The 15,952-nt window shown below is 36.9% G+C and carries 14 protein-coding genes; 12 read left to right on the plus strand and 2 right to left on the minus strand.

Features of this window, described 5'->3' with window-relative positions; genetic code table 11:
• The first annotated feature begins 4 nt into the window (after positions 1-4).
• The 4 genes from V7108_RS07910 to V7108_RS07925 all read left to right on the plus strand — a co-directional run bounded on the left by V7108_RS07910 (position 5) and on the right by V7108_RS07925 (position 3,993).
• Complete coding sequence (locus V7108_RS07910) at positions 5-898, plus strand: hydroxymethylglutaryl-CoA lyase (RefSeq protein ID WP_335567810.1); 894 nt, start codon at positions 5-7, stop codon at positions 896-898.
• A gap of 77 nt (positions 899-975) precedes the next feature.
• Complete coding sequence (locus tag V7108_RS07915; RefSeq protein ID WP_335517255.1) at positions 976-2,136, plus strand: CaiB/BaiF CoA transferase family protein; 1,161 nt, start codon at positions 976-978, stop codon at positions 2,134-2,136.
• 47 nt (positions 2,137-2,183) lie between these two features.
• Complete coding sequence (locus V7108_RS07920; protein ID WP_335568126.1) at positions 2,184-3,557, plus strand: CitMHS family transporter; 1,374 nt, start codon at positions 2,184-2,186, stop codon at positions 3,555-3,557.
• Positions 3,558-3,690: 133 nt separating this feature from the next.
• Positions 3,691-3,993 (plus strand): YerC/YecD family TrpR-related protein, encoded by a 303-nt coding sequence (locus V7108_RS07925; RefSeq protein ID WP_335517249.1) that lies wholly within the window; start codon positions 3,691-3,693, stop codon positions 3,991-3,993.
• Positions 3,994-4,061: 68 nt separating this feature from the next.
• Here the strand turns inward: V7108_RS07925 and V7108_RS07930 are convergent, their stop codons facing one another.
• Positions 4,062-4,706 (minus strand): YesL family protein, encoded by a 645-nt coding sequence (locus tag V7108_RS07930; RefSeq protein WP_335567811.1) that lies wholly within the window; start codon positions 4,704-4,706, stop codon positions 4,062-4,064.
• A gap of 359 nt (positions 4,707-5,065) precedes the next feature.
• Between V7108_RS07930 and V7108_RS07935 the strand changes: the two genes are divergently transcribed.
• The 6 genes from V7108_RS07935 (at position 5,066) to V7108_RS07960 (ending at position 11,973) form a co-directional block, all read left to right on the plus strand.
• Entirely contained in the window at positions 5,066-5,854 is a 789-nt protein-coding gene (locus V7108_RS07935; protein ID WP_335567812.1) for a 2-keto-4-pentenoate hydratase, read from the plus strand.
• A 253-nt stretch (positions 5,855-6,107) separates the two neighbouring features.
• The gene (locus V7108_RS07940) at positions 6,108-7,070 is read left to right on the plus strand and encodes a carbohydrate ABC transporter permease (protein ID WP_335567813.1); all 963 of its coding nucleotides are present in this window, start codon (positions 6,108-6,110) and stop codon (positions 7,068-7,070) included.
• Positions 7,071-7,088: 18 nt separating this feature from the next.
• Positions 7,089-7,922 (plus strand): carbohydrate ABC transporter permease, encoded by an 834-nt coding sequence (locus V7108_RS07945; protein ID WP_335567814.1) that lies wholly within the window; start codon positions 7,089-7,091, stop codon positions 7,920-7,922.
• A gap of 72 nt (positions 7,923-7,994) precedes the next feature.
• Positions 7,995-9,317: an ABC transporter substrate-binding protein gene (locus V7108_RS07950; RefSeq protein WP_335519241.1), complete on the plus strand. Its 1,323-nt coding sequence runs from the start codon at positions 7,995-7,997 to the stop codon at positions 9,315-9,317.
• Positions 9,318-9,406: 89 nt separating this feature from the next.
• Positions 9,407-11,221 carry a cache domain-containing sensor histidine kinase gene (locus V7108_RS07955; RefSeq protein ID WP_335567815.1) on the plus strand — a complete coding sequence of 605 codons (1,815 nt, stop codon included), beginning with the start codon at positions 9,407-9,409 and terminating at the stop codon, positions 11,219-11,221.
• A complete protein-coding gene (locus tag V7108_RS07960) occupies positions 11,209-11,973 on the plus strand; it encodes a response regulator transcription factor (protein ID WP_335513423.1) in 765 nt (254 codons plus the stop codon). The genes V7108_RS07955 and V7108_RS07960 overlap by 13 nt, the downstream gene beginning before the upstream one ends.
• A 55-nt stretch (positions 11,974-12,028) precedes the next feature.
• On the opposite strand, the gene katG is transcribed toward V7108_RS07960, so the two are convergent.
• Positions 12,029-14,245, minus strand: a complete 2,217-nt coding sequence (gene katG / locus V7108_RS07965) for a catalase/peroxidase HPI (RefSeq protein WP_335567816.1) — start codon at positions 14,243-14,245, stop codon at positions 12,029-12,031.
• Positions 14,246-14,524: 279 nt separating this feature from the next.
• Here katG and V7108_RS07970 point away from each other — a divergent pair, with 279 nt between their 5' ends.
• On the plus strand, positions 14,525-15,124 hold the full coding sequence (locus V7108_RS07970) for a nucleotidyltransferase family protein (protein ID WP_335513420.1): 600 nt from the start codon (positions 14,525-14,527) through the stop codon (positions 15,122-15,124).
• A 92-nt stretch (positions 15,125-15,216) separates the two neighbouring features.
• Entirely contained in the window at positions 15,217-15,621 is a 405-nt protein-coding gene (locus V7108_RS07975; RefSeq protein ID WP_335513418.1) for a hypothetical protein, read from the plus strand.
• Positions 15,622-15,952 lie beyond the last annotated feature (331 nt).

A 15,952-nucleotide genomic window follows, 5' to 3' on the forward strand; every position in this document is an offset into this window, starting at 1 on the left:
TGCCGTGATTTTTCCTGAAAAGATTAAAATTCGTGATGTTACTTTAAGAGACGGTCTGCAAAATGAACCGGTGTTTGTAGAAACCGAACAAAAGATAAATAAAATTAAAGATTTAATTTCTGCAGGATTTGATCGTATAGAAGTGACATCCTTTGTCCATCCCAAATGGGTTCCTGCCATGCAAGACGCAGATCTTTTAGGACAAAATTTACCCAAGGTTGCTGGAGTTGAATATGAAGCGCTTGTTCCGAATCAACGCGGCTTGGACCGATTTTTAAAATCGAATATAAATACTGCGGTTTTTTTCCTTTCAGCAAGCACTAAGCATAACCAGGCAAATTTGAATAAGAGCAGTGATGATTCGTTAGCAGAAATAAAAAGTTTAGTTGAAAAAACGAAAATGGAAGGTAGAAGGGTGATTGGGGCCATTTCAACCGCATTTATCTGTCCGTTTGCTGGATCTGTTCCATACTCAGAAGTAGAAAGAATTGCAGACAATCTTGTCAGCATGGGAGTAGATGAATTAGGTCTTGGAGATACAATCGGAAAGGCAACACCGAGAGAAGTATATGAATACTGCAGCCGTTTAGCTGAAAAATTCCCGGATATCCCAATTGGACTTCATTTGCATGATACATACGGATACGGCTTAGCGAATATCATGGCTGGTATTCAAGCGGGTGTGCATTTATTGGATGTAGCTCAAGCTGGACTGGGAGGCTGTCCATATGCGCCTGGGGCACCAGGAAATGTTCAGGCAGGCCGGGTTGTTGAGTTTTTAGAACTGCAGAATATTAAAACAGGCCTGAAGCTCGAACAGTTAAAGCAGTTAGATCACTCCTTCTCTCACTTATTAAGAGAAACCAAAGCCTCAACAAAGACCGTACAAAGTTTGTAGAAAAGAGCGATTTATTTCGCATACAATATCTGAATATTCTGTTAAATATTTTACAACAATTAAAAAGGCGGGATTCCATGAGAAAACCATTAGACGGAATAAAAGTTTTAGAATTAGGAAACTTTGTGGCAGCACCCTTTGCTGGAAAGATTTTTGGTGAATTTGGTGCCGAAGTGATAAAAGTTGAGGATCCAAAAAGTGGTGATTCAATCAGGAATTGGCGAGTCATGCATAAGGGAACCTCTCTATGGTGGTATGTTCACGCAAGAAATAAAAAATCGATTACCCTTAATCTTCGTGAAGCAGAAGGACAGGAAATGGTGCGTGAATTAGCAAAAGACGCTGATGTAGTAATTGAAAATTTTCGACCTGGAACGTTAGAAAAGTGGGGAATTGGGTATGAAGATTTAAAGAAAATCAATCCAAGTATAATTATGACCCGGATTTCTGGTTATGGTCAAACCGGTCCTTATCGTGACAAAGTGGGTTTCGGAAGTGTTGCTGAGTCAATGGGAGGTCTTCGATATTTAACCGGGTTTCCTGATCGTCCGCCAGTTCGTGTTGGATTGGCTATTGGAGATTCGATAGCAGGTCTTTATGCAGTAAATGGAACGTTAATGGCGTTAAGAGCAAGAGATATGGATCCATTGAAAAGGGGGCAATATGTCGATGTTGCTCTTACTGAAGCGGTATTCTCTTTGCTTGAGGGGGTTCTACCGGAATATGATTTGAAAGGAATTGTAAGAGAGAGAACAGGCGCTACATTAGAAGGGATAGCTCCATCTAATACGTACCTTTGTGCTGATGGTAAATATATTGTCATTGCCGCAAATAGCGATGGTATTTTCAAGCGATTTATGGAGGGCATTGGTCGAAAGGACCTGGCAGAGGATCCGAATCTCTCTAATAATCAGGGAAGGGCTAAACAAGCTGAACAATTGGATCAAATGATTGAGGAGTGGACAAAACTTCATACGCAAAAAGAAGTAAAAAGAATCCTTGATGAGGCTGGAGTACCAGCAGGACCAATTTATAGTATTGAAGATATTGTGAATGATGAACAGTTCCAGGCGCGAGATATGCTTCAAACGGTTACCTTGCCAGATGGGGAAGAGGTACTAGTTCCTGGTATTGTCCCAAAATTATCGGAAACTCCCGGAAGTATCGAATGGATTGGACCTGAACTCGGACAACATAACGAAGAAATCATAGGTAAGACTCTTTGTAAGCAAAAATAATCTAGTATTTTAAAAGGATTATAGTGCAGTTAAAATTCCAGTCACCAATGATAGTGCAAACGAATCGAACATTGGGGAGGAAAAAGTATATGTTGTCTATTTTGGGGTTTTTGATGATTTTTACCTTTTTATTTTTGATTTTGACAAAGCGTGTATCTCCGTTTTTAGGTTTAACCGTTATACCAATTATTTATGGCGTAATTGGAGGATTTGGGCCGGAACTAGGCGTGTTGATGATGGAAGGTATTCAGAAAGTTGCACCTACTGCTATTCTTTTGTTATTTGCCATTTTGTATTTTGGAATCATGTTAGACACTGGATTGTTTGATCCATTAACTTCCAAGATCATTCAGTTAGCGAAAGGGGATCCATTAAAAATCATTGTGGGAACGGCTGTGTTAGCAGGAATCATTGGATTTGATGGTGATGGATCGACAACGATGATGATCGTTGTAACTGCTTTTCTTCCATTATATAAAAAACTTGGAATCAGTCCGATTATTTTAGCTTCCATAACCATCATGCAAATTGGGATTACTACACTCGTTCCATGGGGAGGTCCTGCCGGTAGGGTAGCAAGTGTTCTAAATCTCGAGCCTAATCAATTATATCTTGAAATGTTACCAGGAATGATTGTAAGTTTACTATTTGTTATTGCTGTAGCTTATTTTATTGGGTTGAAGGAACGTGCAAGATATAGAAAGACAAGTAGTGAAACCATTTCTATGTCTGAGGGAATTGTCGATGCTGCAATTGAAAGCGCTGTAATAGAAAATATTTCTCCTGAAAATCAAAATGTTAAACGTCCTAAATTAATTTGGTTTAATCTTTTTCTCTCAAGCATCATTATGGTTGCCATTGTACTAGAATGGCTTCCTTCAGCAATTGTTTTTATTGTAGGTACGGCTCTAGCTTTACTTATTAATTATCCGGCTTTACAAAATCAGCGCGAACGAATGGCAGCACATGCCCCTAATGCATTAGCCGTGGTAGCTGTCGTTCTAGCCGCAGGTATTTTTTCTGGAATTTTTAAAGGAACTCCTATTTCAGAATCTATGGCACAGTCGTTGGTATCTATTATCCCTGATGGACTAGGTGCTTATATGGCATTATTTACTGCTATTGTTAGTGGTCCTGCCCTTTTCTTAATTGGTGCAGATGGGTTTTACTTTGGAATTCTCCCAATACTTGCAGAAACAGCATCTAATTACGGCATTGGTTCTTTAAAAATTGGAACCGCTTCATTATATGGGACTCCATTTGGTATTATGGGCCCGCTTGTAGCGTCTGTTTATTTACTCATTAACATAACAGGGATTAATTTAGGTGACCTCCATAAGCACGCAGCAAAATGGTCTTTAGGCATTATGCTTATCTATATTATCGTTGGTGTGTTTACTGGAATCATCGCGTTATGGTGATGTGAAATCGAGTGACAGACAAGATATTTTAGTACCAATGCTGGAAGCGGGGGATGAACGTCCTTCGGGATGATTCCCCCTTCTATTAAAAAAATGAGAATAGTCATTAACGATATTCAGTGGAGGAAGTTACATGTATATAAAAAAATTACCCCAGGAACCCATTGAACAGTTATTTAAAGCAATCCTTTCGTTACAAACACGGGAAGAGTGCGCGGCATTTTTGGATGATTTGTGTACCATGAATGAGATAAAGTCTTTTGTTCAAAGGCTTGAAGTTGCAAGATTACTAAAAGAAGGCAATACATATATGGATATTCAAATAGAAACGAATGCCTCATCTTCTACAATTACAAGAGTTAAGAAACTATTAGATTATGGAAATAATGGTTATCAAACTGTTTTAGAACACATAGAAATGAATGCCGTTAAATGAAATATTCCCCTTTAGGAGCACAGGTTTCTTAAAAATATCTGGCGGCCAAAGGGGAGTATTTTCTATGTTCAAGTGCCTTCAACTTGATTACTAAATTGTCCTTGTTTTTTTGCTATTTTCCTATATGCCAGATTTGCAGAGGAAAGAATCACCAGACCTAAAATACTTATACTGAAAAAGAACCCTACTCCAGATAAATAGGTAACAGCGAAATATACGGCAGCAAATCCAAAAATAATATATAGACTTGGCAGCGGATTAGAGATGGTAATAAGTAGGGCATTTTTTATATGAGTTCCCAATGGCTGATCAAATTCAACATAGGAAGCCAGTGTATAGCAAATGATTAGAAAGTAAATACAACTCATAATAATGCTAGAATAAAATAGAAACGATGATATCTCATTAGGTGTTGATTGTAAAAAGTTGATATTCAGATATAAAATAAAACCGATAATTACAATCAATAAACCTAATTTATTACTGTTGAAAAATTCCTTTTTATAATAGTGCCAAAACGTTTGGAATACAGGTGGATGGTTTTTTCTAATAAACTGTCTTAAGGTTGCCAACATCGCTACTGTAGCTGGGAAAAATCCAAACAGCACGAAGCCGCTTAGCGTAAAAAGAATCCATAATAGATTAATATAAGCTAGTCTTGCGACCCAATCACAAAAGGTATAAACTGCATTTGAAAATGAACCTAATTGCATGTGTGCTCCCTCCTTATTAATAAATATATCATGCTTAGCGTGCAAGTGTTTTCCTTTTTAAAAGGAGGTAAAAATATTATCTAAGAAGTAAAAATAAAGCTGAAAATACTAGGAATATCAAGCAACTGTAATGTGAAAGTAAAATATGACGAGAGTAGTAAAAGTTTTCCAACCACTTTTCTGTTGGTGACGAGTTGAAAAGTGAGAAAAAATAGAAAATATAGTTATAATATAGTTAACGTTATCGGATCCACACCTTAAATAAATGGCGTGGATCCTTACAGTTTTGATACATAAATCCGATAGGGCTAGGATAAAGGTCCAATTGTGACTATCGATTGTCAAAGGAGGAAAAAGAGATGTCTGTTGAAATCTATAAAAAAATTGCTGATTACTTGGTCGCAGCAGAAGTAGAAAAACGTGAAGTGGTAAAGGTAACAAAGGTAATCAAACCTGATCTAACAGTTGAGGAAGCGTATTCAGTACAGAATTTGCTTGTTCAAACAAAATTAGATGAGGGGCACAAAATAATAGGGCCGAAAATGGGTTTAACAAGCAAGGCAAAATGGGATCAAATGGGTGTATCTGAGCCAATTTACGGTTATGTATTCGATTATATGCTCATCGATGATGGAGGTGTACTGCCTTTTTCAGATTTAATCCATCCAAAAGTGGAAGCTGAGATTGCTTTTCTAATCGGAGAAGATATCGAGGGCCCTGGGATTACAGCTGAACAGGTGTTAGCAAAAACACAGTATATATTGCCTGCTCTTGAAATTATTGATAGCCGTTACGAAAATTTTAACTTTACACTTCCGGATGTGGTTGCAGATAATGCTTCTACCTCTAGAGTAGTTTTTGGAAATGCACATAGTAAACCAAATGAGTTTGCCCTGGAATTAATAGGCGCAACTTTATCAATTAATGGTCAAATAAAAGAACACGGGACAGGGGCAGCTGTTTTAGGTCATCCAGCCAATGCGATAGCGGAGCTAGCGAATATGCTTGCAAGAAAAGGTGATAAAATTAGAAAAAGGGAAATTATTTTATCTGGTGCCATAACAAGTGCTGTCATGCTAGAAGTTGGAGATTCTGTTTCTGGTAAATTTGATGGTTTGGGTGAGGTTACCTTCTTTGTTGGAGATTGAACGTTAAACAATCATTAAATCAATTTTTAGAGAAGGAAATTGGAAGGTGCTTGCTGCTTTTTTGTATTTATTTACAAACACACACAAATGTTGTAATTCAACGTTTATGTGTGTTTTTTTGTTTTATCGAGATGAATTTATTTTACAATGCAAAAGTAGTAAAAATTTTCTCAATAATGTAAAATTAGAACATTGTTGAAAGCGATTTCAAAAACTATACTTAAACTACAATACAGAAGAAGGGGTGACTATAGTGAGTAGCGAAGTAAAGGTCGAAACAAATGTGGTACATACAGCAAAAAGTAAAGTGAGCAAAAAAACAAAAAATAGAACTCCCTTTAGTGGCTGGAAGGAAAATCTAGCAGGTTATGCATTTATCGCACCAATGTTTATTGGGACTTCTATATTAGTATTATTTCCAATTCTCGCTTCGTTTGTTTTAAGTTTTACAGATTGGAATTTTGTAGCTGGATATGAAAATGCTAAATTTGTAGGGTTTGCAAATTTCTCAAAATTACTTACCAATGCATTATTCCTTAAAGGATTAGTAAATAATATTCTCTTAATTTTAGCAATACCGATTACGTTGATTTTATCACTTGGATTAGCTGTGATCATTAATAAATATGTTTATTTGAAAGATTTGTTTAAGGTGATTTATTTTATGCCATTCATTTCGAGTATTGTTGCAGTTGCGGTTGTCTTTCAAGTGCTATTTCATCCAACGAAAGGTCCTATTAACCAATTGCTTTTGTCGATAGGGGTTGATAACCCTCCTGGTTGGATAGCAGACGTTAACTTTGCGTTACCATCTGTAATGTTAATCATGATTTGGACAGGTATAGGGTTTAATTTAATTATTTACTTGGCAGGATTACAAAACATCCCAAAAGAATTATATGAAGCAGCACAAATGGATGGTGCAACTGCTTGGTCTCAATTTAGAAAGATTACTATACCGTTAGTGTCTCCTACAACTTTCTTATTGTTTGTTACGGGTGTTATTTCCAGCTTTAAAGTATTTGATTTAATCATCGTTTTAACAAATGGCGGGCCAGCAAATTCAACCATAACCCCAGTTGTTTATTTGTATCAGCAGGCATTTATTGAATTAAGAACAGGCTATGCTTCTGCTATTTCATTGGTGATGTTTGTGATTATCTTGATCATTACCTATATTCAATTTATTGGTCAGAAAAAATGGGTGAATTATTAATAGAAAGGAGCAGGACAGATGGCAGCAAAATTGGATATAAGAAAATTGATCGTGACACTCATTATGGTTTTAATAGGAATTGCTTTTCTAATGCCATTTTTATGGATGATATCTGCTTCTTTTAAAGTTGAAGAAGAAGTATTAACGTTTCCGATTCAATGGATTCCTGAAAAATGGAATGCTGTTGAAAATTATAAAGAGGTTTGGACAGGCTCAATGCCATTCCTTCTTTTATATTGGAATTCTATCAAGGTAACAGTTTTAACCACATTGGTTTCATGTACGATATCCTGTTTGGCAGCTTATGGGTTTGCCAAAATTAATTTTAAAGGGAGAGACTTCATCTTTTTAATCGTACTGGCAACTTTCATGATTCCACCGCAAACATTGTTAGTTACACAATTTCTATTGTATAGATGGCTAGGACTTTATGATACTCACACTGGTCTTATTCTATTAAATAGTTTCAGTGTATTTGGTACTTTTATGCTGCGCCAATTCTACTTAGGAATTAGCAATGAAATAATTGAGTCAGCGAGAATGGATGGAGCAGGTCATTTTAGAATTTTTACTTCAATTTGCTTACCATTAGTAAGACCTGCGATAGCAACTTATGCCATTTTACGTTTTATTTGGACCTGGAATGACTTCCAAAATCCATTAATCTTCCTGCGATCAAAAGAATTATTTACCATTCAGCTGGGTGTACAAAGTTTTGGAGATCAACATGGCAGCGTTTACTCATTGATGATGGCCGCATCGGTTTCCGCCATTTTACCTTTACTGATTATCTTCATTATCGGACAGAAAAACGTTATTGAAGGTATACAGCTTGGAGGAGTGAAGGGATAAAAATGGTATGAACTCTCTTAATTTTATATAGGGAGAGTTGATATATAAACTAAAAATAAGGGGGAAATTATCATGAAAAAATGGGGTTCATTGTTTCTAGTCGGACTTTTGGCAATATTTATGTTAGCTGCATGTTCCGGAAACGATAAAGCTTCGTCAGATGATTCAAAATCGGATAAAAAGGATGAAGAAGTTACGCTGAAATTTGTCCACTGGATCAATGAGGATGTTGGAAAATGGGAAAGTGTCATTGCAAAATATGAAGCAGCGCATCCAGGTGTTAAAGTGGAATCTATCCCACTTGTAGAAAACATGAACTCTTTGGATTATTTCAAACAGTTAGATTTAATGGCATCCGCTGGTGATGAAATGGATCTAATTTTGTTCAACAGTTCTCAAGAACTAGCAAAACGAGTGGATGCAGGACTGGTTGAACCAATTACTGAATTTGCTAAAGAAGAAGGTATGGATATTAATAAAGAATACAATAATAGCTATCCGAAATTTAATGGTGAGTACTATGGCTTGCCGATGAAAAATATCACGATGCTTATTATGCTAAATAAAGCACATCTTGATAAGGCTGGCTTAGAGATTCCAACTGAGTGGACATGGGATGAATATACAGAATACGCTAAAAAACTAACAGCAGATGGTCACTATGGTTCTTATTTACACTCATGGCATAACTTCCATTCTGTTTTAAAAGTAATGAGTAAAGCAGAAGATAATTTGATTTTAAAAGAAGATGGCAGCTCTAATGCTAATGACCCTATGGTACGCGCTTCTCTTGAATTACGAAATCAATTAGAAAATGTAGATAAATCATCTGTTCCATTTACTGAAATATTATCGCAAAAAATGGATTATCGTCAGCAATTCTTTAGTCAATCCGCATCAATGGTGCCTGCCGGCAGCTTTATGATTAATGAATGGGGTCAATTTACACCAGAATTCGAAATCGCTTGGGCACCATGGCCAAAAAATAAGGAAAGTGATAAAGCAGTTGCAGTGATGGGCGGGGATTTAATCTCTATTGCAAAAAGCTCAAAACACAAGCAAGAGGCCTATGATTTCATGCGTTGGTTGACAACAGAAGGTATTGTAGAACAAGGAAACTGGGTACCGTCATGGAAGGAAGCAGATATGGACAAAGCGTTGGAAACAGTGGTGAATGGAACCAAAAAGCCTGATGCAATCCATATGGAATCATTGAAGAATGCACTTACCTCGGTAGTGGCAAGTGAAGTCATTGCACCAGCTCCATATATTAATGAAGTTTATACTGAATTTGGGGCAGAGGTAGAATTATATCTCCTTGGTGAACAGGATCTTGATAAGACGATGAAAAACATCAAAGAAAAAATACAAGCGGTTGTAGATGCGAATAAATAATTAGAATATTCATGATATAATAGAGAGAAAACAGAAATGTTTTCTCTCTATTTTTTGTGCTTTTTACCTATTGGAAGCGGTGAACATCAATGAAGGTATTTTGGAAACATATTAAGCAAATGTCCCTTAGAACGAGGTTAATCATTTCAATCATTCTTTGTATATTATTACCATGGATTGGGACCTATATCGTTTCGAACTATTTTACAAAAGATGTATTGGAACAACGTGCAGCAACACAATCAGAAGATGATTTAAGAATGATTGAATTAGGTATAAAGAATATGTTAGATGATATAATGTATACCTCAAATTTTATTCAATTTGATACAAAAATGAATCAGCTACTAAAATCGCATAAGTTAATTGATGCAGATTCACCCAGTGTAAAACAAGAAGTGGCTCTTAATTATAGTAAAATATCGAATGAATTGTCTGGGATTACTGATTTATTAATGCCTCTGTATATTACCATCTTGTTTAATGATAACTTATATTACACCAATTATTCTCAAATAGATTTTAATCCATTGAACTTCAAAGAAGAACCATGGTTTGAAAAATTAGATCACTTAAGTTTTTATCAAACATATTGGCTAGGCGCACATCCCACTTATATTAATTCTGAAAGAGATACATACCCATATCTGATTACCATTGGAAGAAGAATTCAAAGAGCGAGTTCCTTCAATTCTTATTTAATAATTAGTTTAAAAGAAAATGAGATTAAGAAGCTTTTTAGTCAAATTCAAAGTGAAAAGAGAGCTAAATTTTATTTGACAAACAAGTCAGGAGAAATCTATTCTAGTTTGAATACAGATGAAGTAGGAACGATATTACCCTATGATGTAATGAATGCTGATTATCAAATTGTTGACTACCAGGATGACAAGCATTTATTGGTTTCCTATCCAGTGTCTTATTCGAATTGGAGGTTGGTCAGTCTTGTGCCATATAATGATACAATTGGGTCTATTAATAGGGTAACGAGAACAACGATTTTAATTCAAGGTGTTTTTTTAGCTTTATTCTTACTTGGATTAATCATGCTTGTGCGTGAATTTACGAAACCGATCACAAGATTACACCACGTAACAAAAGCAATTAAACAGGGGGACTTAACAGCTAGGATCCATCTGTCCGGAAATAATGACGTCGCTCAGTTAGGCCATTCCTTTAACCATATGTTGGATACTATTGAGGACATGATTGAACAAATTAAAATTCAAGAAGAAGCAAAAAGAAATGCTGAATTAGAAATGCTTCAAGCACAAATTAACCCACATTTTTTATTTAACGTATTAAATGCAATTCGCTTGAAAATAAAAATGGAGGGTAATACTGGCAGTGCTTCTCTCATTTATTCTTTATCAGCACTTCTAAGAATGACGATTAATCGTAACAATGCTTTTATTCCCTTAGAAGAAGAGTTAATGATTGTGAAGCACTATGTAGATTTGATGAATTTTCGGCACCAACATAATGTCGAATTAGAAATCGATGTGAACGAAGCAGCCTCTAGCTTTCAAGTACCAAGATTTTTCTTGCAACCTATTATTGAAAACGCAATCATTCATGGTAATAATAATAAAAAGGAAACGATTAAAATCATCGCAAGTGAACAAATAAATACTTATCTGGAGCTAATTATTTCAGACAATGGTAAAGGTATGGATAAGCTCACACTGGAAGGATTGCGAAAGAAAATTTTTCAACCAAATCGTCATGATACTGTAAAAAGTAGTAAATCGTTTAACGGGATAGGGGTACAAAATGTCTACCAGAGAATGAAATTGATTTATGGAGAAGCATTTCTATTGAGCATAGACAGTATTGAAGGTGAAGGAACAACGTTAACGTTTCAAATTCCGGTCAATAAGAGGTGGTTAGGATGTATGAAGTAGTTTTGGTGGATGATGATGTGATCGTGATTGAATTTTTGAAGAAAGTTATTCCATGGCAGGACTATGACTTCCAAGTAGTCGCAAGCTTTCAAGATAGTAATGAGGCTTTAACATTTATGCAAGAAAACCCTTATGATGTATTGATTACCGATATTGGTATGCCAAAACTAAATGGCATTGAATTAATTGACCAATTGAGAAAATCAAATATCACCTCATATAATGTGATCCTTTCTTGCCATGATGAGTTTTCCTTTGCACAACAAGCTATAAAATTAGAAGCTTATGATTATATTTTAAAAGAATCAATGGAAGAAACAACTATCATGGCTTTACTTGAAAGATTAAAGACTAAGTTGGACCAAGAACGTTATACAAGTAACCAGCACTTAAAAGTAACCAAATTTTTAGAGATGACGAATAAAAATGAGGATGTATTAAAAGCGCAAAAGTATGTACAAACCCATATTGGCGAAAAGATTACTTTGACAGAAGTAGCTGCCCATCTACATTTAAATTCTAGTTATTTCAGTAGAATGTACAAGAAAGAAACAGGAGAAGGTTTTGTTGAATATGTGACAAGAGTTAAAATGGAAAAAGCGATAGATTTACTAGATCACTCGATAAAGTCAGTAGAACAGATTGCTTATGAGCTAGGTTTTGAAAGTAAAAGCTATTTTTTAAAAACATTTAAAAAGTATTATAACGTGTCACCCAAGTCCTATAAGTATAAAGATAAGAAATCTGTATAAAACCATCAAAAGAAAACCCGCCGTCGAAAAAATCGCTGGCGGGTTTCTTTCTATCTTACTTACTTGTTTGTTTTGTTTTATTAAGGTTAAGTTCAGCTTTATTAAGATCGAAACGATCAGCATTCATTACCTTAACCCAGGCAGCAATAAAATCACGTACAAACTTCTCTTTGTTATCATCTTGAGCATAAACTTCAGCAATGGAACGCAGAACTGAATTTGAACCAAACACTAGGTCCACTCTTGTTGCTGTCCGCACAACTTCGCCTGAACGACGATCACGTCCTTCGTAGACTTTTTCATCTACAGGTTTCCACTCTATTCCCATATCAAGTAAGTTCACGAAGAAGTCGTTGGTGAGTGTGCCAACAGTATCAGTAAATACCCCGTGACGGGTACCACGATAGTTTGTACCCAGAACACGCATACCTCCAATAAGAGCAGTCATTTCTGGTGCAGTAAGATTTAAGAGTTGTGCCTTGTCTACTAGGAGCTCTTCTGGACTGACAGAATACTGCTCCTTCTGATAGTTGCGGAACCCATCAGCAATCGGCTCAAGTACGGCAAAACTATCTGCATCTGTTTGCTCTTGCGTTGCGTCCCCGCGTCCAGGAGCAAATGGAACGGTTACATCAAAGCCTGCATTTTGTGCAGCCTTTTCAATCGCAGCACAGCCGCCTAATACAATCAAATCGGCAAGACTAACTTCCTTCTCTATATTACTTTGTAAATCTTCCAGCACATGAAGTACTTTTTCAAGGATTTCTGGCTGGTTCACTTCCCAATTCTTCTGTGGAGCAAGACGGATTCTGGCACCATTCGCACCGCCGCGCATATCTGAACCACGGAAAGTACTAGCAGATGCCCAAGCTGTAGTTACTAGTTCGCTGATGGTAAGTCCTGAATTTAAGATGATTTCTTTCAGTTCGGATACGTCTGTATCTGTTAATCCATAATTGCCGGCTGGGACAGGATCCTGCCAAATAAGCTCCTCTTCCGGAACCTCTGGGCCTAGATATCTTGTGCGAGGTCCCATGTCACGGTGTGTAAGTTTAAACCACGCACGAGCAAATACTTCAGCAAACTCCTCTGGATTCTCATGGAAACGACGTGATATCTTTTCATATTCTGGATCATAACGTAATGCCATGTCCGCGGTAGTCATCATTGTCGGAACACGAACAGATGGATCTTCAGCATCAGGGGCAAGGTCTTTTTCGTCAGGGTTTACAGCAAGCCACTGATACGCACCTGCAGGACTCTTGGTAAGCCACCATTGATAGCCAAATAATAGATCAAAGTAACCATTATCCCACTGTGTTGGGTTCGCAGTCCAAGCACCTTCAATACCGCTGGTTATCGTATCATGACCTTTACCGCTGCCGTGGGTACTTAACCAGCCTAAGCCCATTGCTTCAATTGGAGCTGCTTCTGGTTCTGGACCAACATGTGCAGCATCGCCTGCACCGTGTGCCTTACCAAAAGTATGTCCGCCGGCGATTAGTGCTACGGTTTCTTCATCGTTCATTGCCATACGTGCAAAGGTTTCGCGTATGTCACGAGCACTTGCAATCGGATCTGGAGTACCGTTTGGCCCTTCTGGGTTCACATAGATTAGACCCATCTGTACAGCTGCAAGTGGATTCTCAAGCTCTCGATCACCCGTGTAACGCTTATCACCTAACCATTCGGTTTCAGTACCCCAGTAGATGTCTTCTTCAGGATGCCAAATATCAGCGCGTCCTCCACCAAAACCAAAGGTTTTCCCGCCCATTGATTCAATCGCGACATTCCCTGTTAGAATAAATAAGTCAGCCCAAGAGATCTTGTTCCCATACTTTTGTTTAATCGGCCAAAGCAGTCGCCGGGCTTTATCAAGGTTACCATTGTCAGGCCAACTATTAAGAGGAGCAAAACGTTGGTTACCCGTTCCAGCTCCACCGCGGCCATCACCTGTACGGTATGTACCTGCAGCATGCCAAGCCATACGGATAAAGAATGGACCATAATGTCCATAGTCGGCAGGCCACCAATCTTGACTGTTTGTCATTAAATCGCGAAGATCCTGTTTTAGAGCAGCGTAATCTAACCTTTTAAATTCTTCTGCATAATCAAAATCTTCTCCCATCGGGTTAGATTTTCTGTCATGCTGATGGAGAATGTTCAAGTTCAACTGGTTTGGCCACCAGTTTCGATTTGACGTACCACTCGATTTTGTACTTGTAGCACTGCCATGAAACGGGCACTTTCCAATGTTACCATTGTCTTTCATACGTTTTGCTCCTCCCTATCTGTTAAAGTAAGTGGAGAAAAATTCCCCTCTTGTAATCTGAAAAATGGAAAATTCTTCTCAATTTTAATTATAATAAACTATTAATTATGTTGAAAGAAATATCATTTTGTGAGAATGATATATTTGTCAACATGGTGAACTCTGTCTTGAGGTATACAAATTCTAATCAGCAATAGAGTAGATAAAGGGACCATCAGTAAATGGTTATGTGAACAAAAGACAAAATATGAAGACAAGTTTCAGGTAGAAGGTGAAAAAATGGAAGCAATCGTTTTAGCTGCTGGATATTCCAGTCGTGCGAATGCATTTAAAATGACCTTGCCGCTAGGTCAAATAACGGTGTTGGAGCAAACGATTTCTAAATTCGAAGGATTATGCAGCAGGGTCATTGTTGTAACCGGGTTTCAAGCCGAGCTGATTGAAGAGGAACTGGCAAGGATCAGCAGAAAAAAAACTTATTCCTTTCAGATGAAGTCTGTTTATAATGAAAATTTTAACCAGGGAATGTTTCGTTCCATTCAAAAGGGAGTGAGCGAGATAAATGCCCCAACCTTCTTTATCACACCTGGAGATTGCCCAGTTGTTAAAAAAGAAACACTTCAGATACTAAAAGAACACCTAGGGCACGTAGGGATTCCCAGTTTCCATTGTAAAGGGGGCCACCCCATTAAATTATCTAGCGATGTGAAACAGAAAATTCTCGAAACCAATCCAGAAAGTAATTTACGAATGGTTCTTAACGGCTTCGAAAAGCAATACATCGATGTAGATGACCCAGGAGTAATCATGGATGTGGATACGCCGGAGGATTACCAAAAAGCCATTGATTATTATGATAAAGCTATTTTTGGCTTTTAATGTTGTGTGTTTTGATTTTTGTACCTACGCCCACACTCTGAAACAAAACCAATCATAGTTTATCAAAAAGATTAGTGAAGAAGGAAGACGTTATGGAGGAGATTGTAAATAAACAGAAAAAGGAATCGAATGGAGAAGTTGACCTGTTTTCAAGATTAATGTTTGGAAACAAGAAACATAGAGAAACTTACGAAGAAGGCGATAATCATTCAAAAGAATTGCCCGAGTCCGAAAAAAAAGAGCAATCTTCTTTTGATAACAGATTGCGACGGAACGATGATTGGATACTTGGTTTTAGGAGAAAAGAAAATAAAACCAGAACAGAATCCATTCAAAACCAGATAGAAAATCTTTTTAACAATGTTGATGTCGAATTGCTTAAGCAAACAATCGATATGTTTGTTACAACATCTAAACAATTAAAACCAATAATTAAAGAAGTCACCCCTTTTATCCATCGATTTATTAAGAAGTTCAAATTCGATAAAGATGCCTAATATCAGAAAAAATCAGTATGAATACTTTATTAATACGTAATTGCCCCTTATAGTTCACAACAATCGTAATCTGCTATCAACGAAAAAATTGGTATTGAAAGGACCACTCAAATCATTGAGTGGTCCAAAAAAGTAAAGACAATATGGACCTACTTTTAAAGTTAATAGAATCTACGCCTTCTTCTTCCATCAAAACGTCTTCTTCTCTCTATATCAAATACAAATACAAAGGGAAAAAACGGTCTTCTTCTAAAGTTGTTACGAAAAAACCGATCTCTTCGGTTAAATCCAAAAAGTGGCATTTTATTCACCTTCCTTTTAAATTGAGAAG

The organism is Neobacillus vireti, from assembly GCF_036962345.1.
Taxonomy (GTDB): Bacteria; Bacillota; Bacilli; order Bacillales; family Cytobacillaceae; genus Neobacillus; species Neobacillus vireti_A.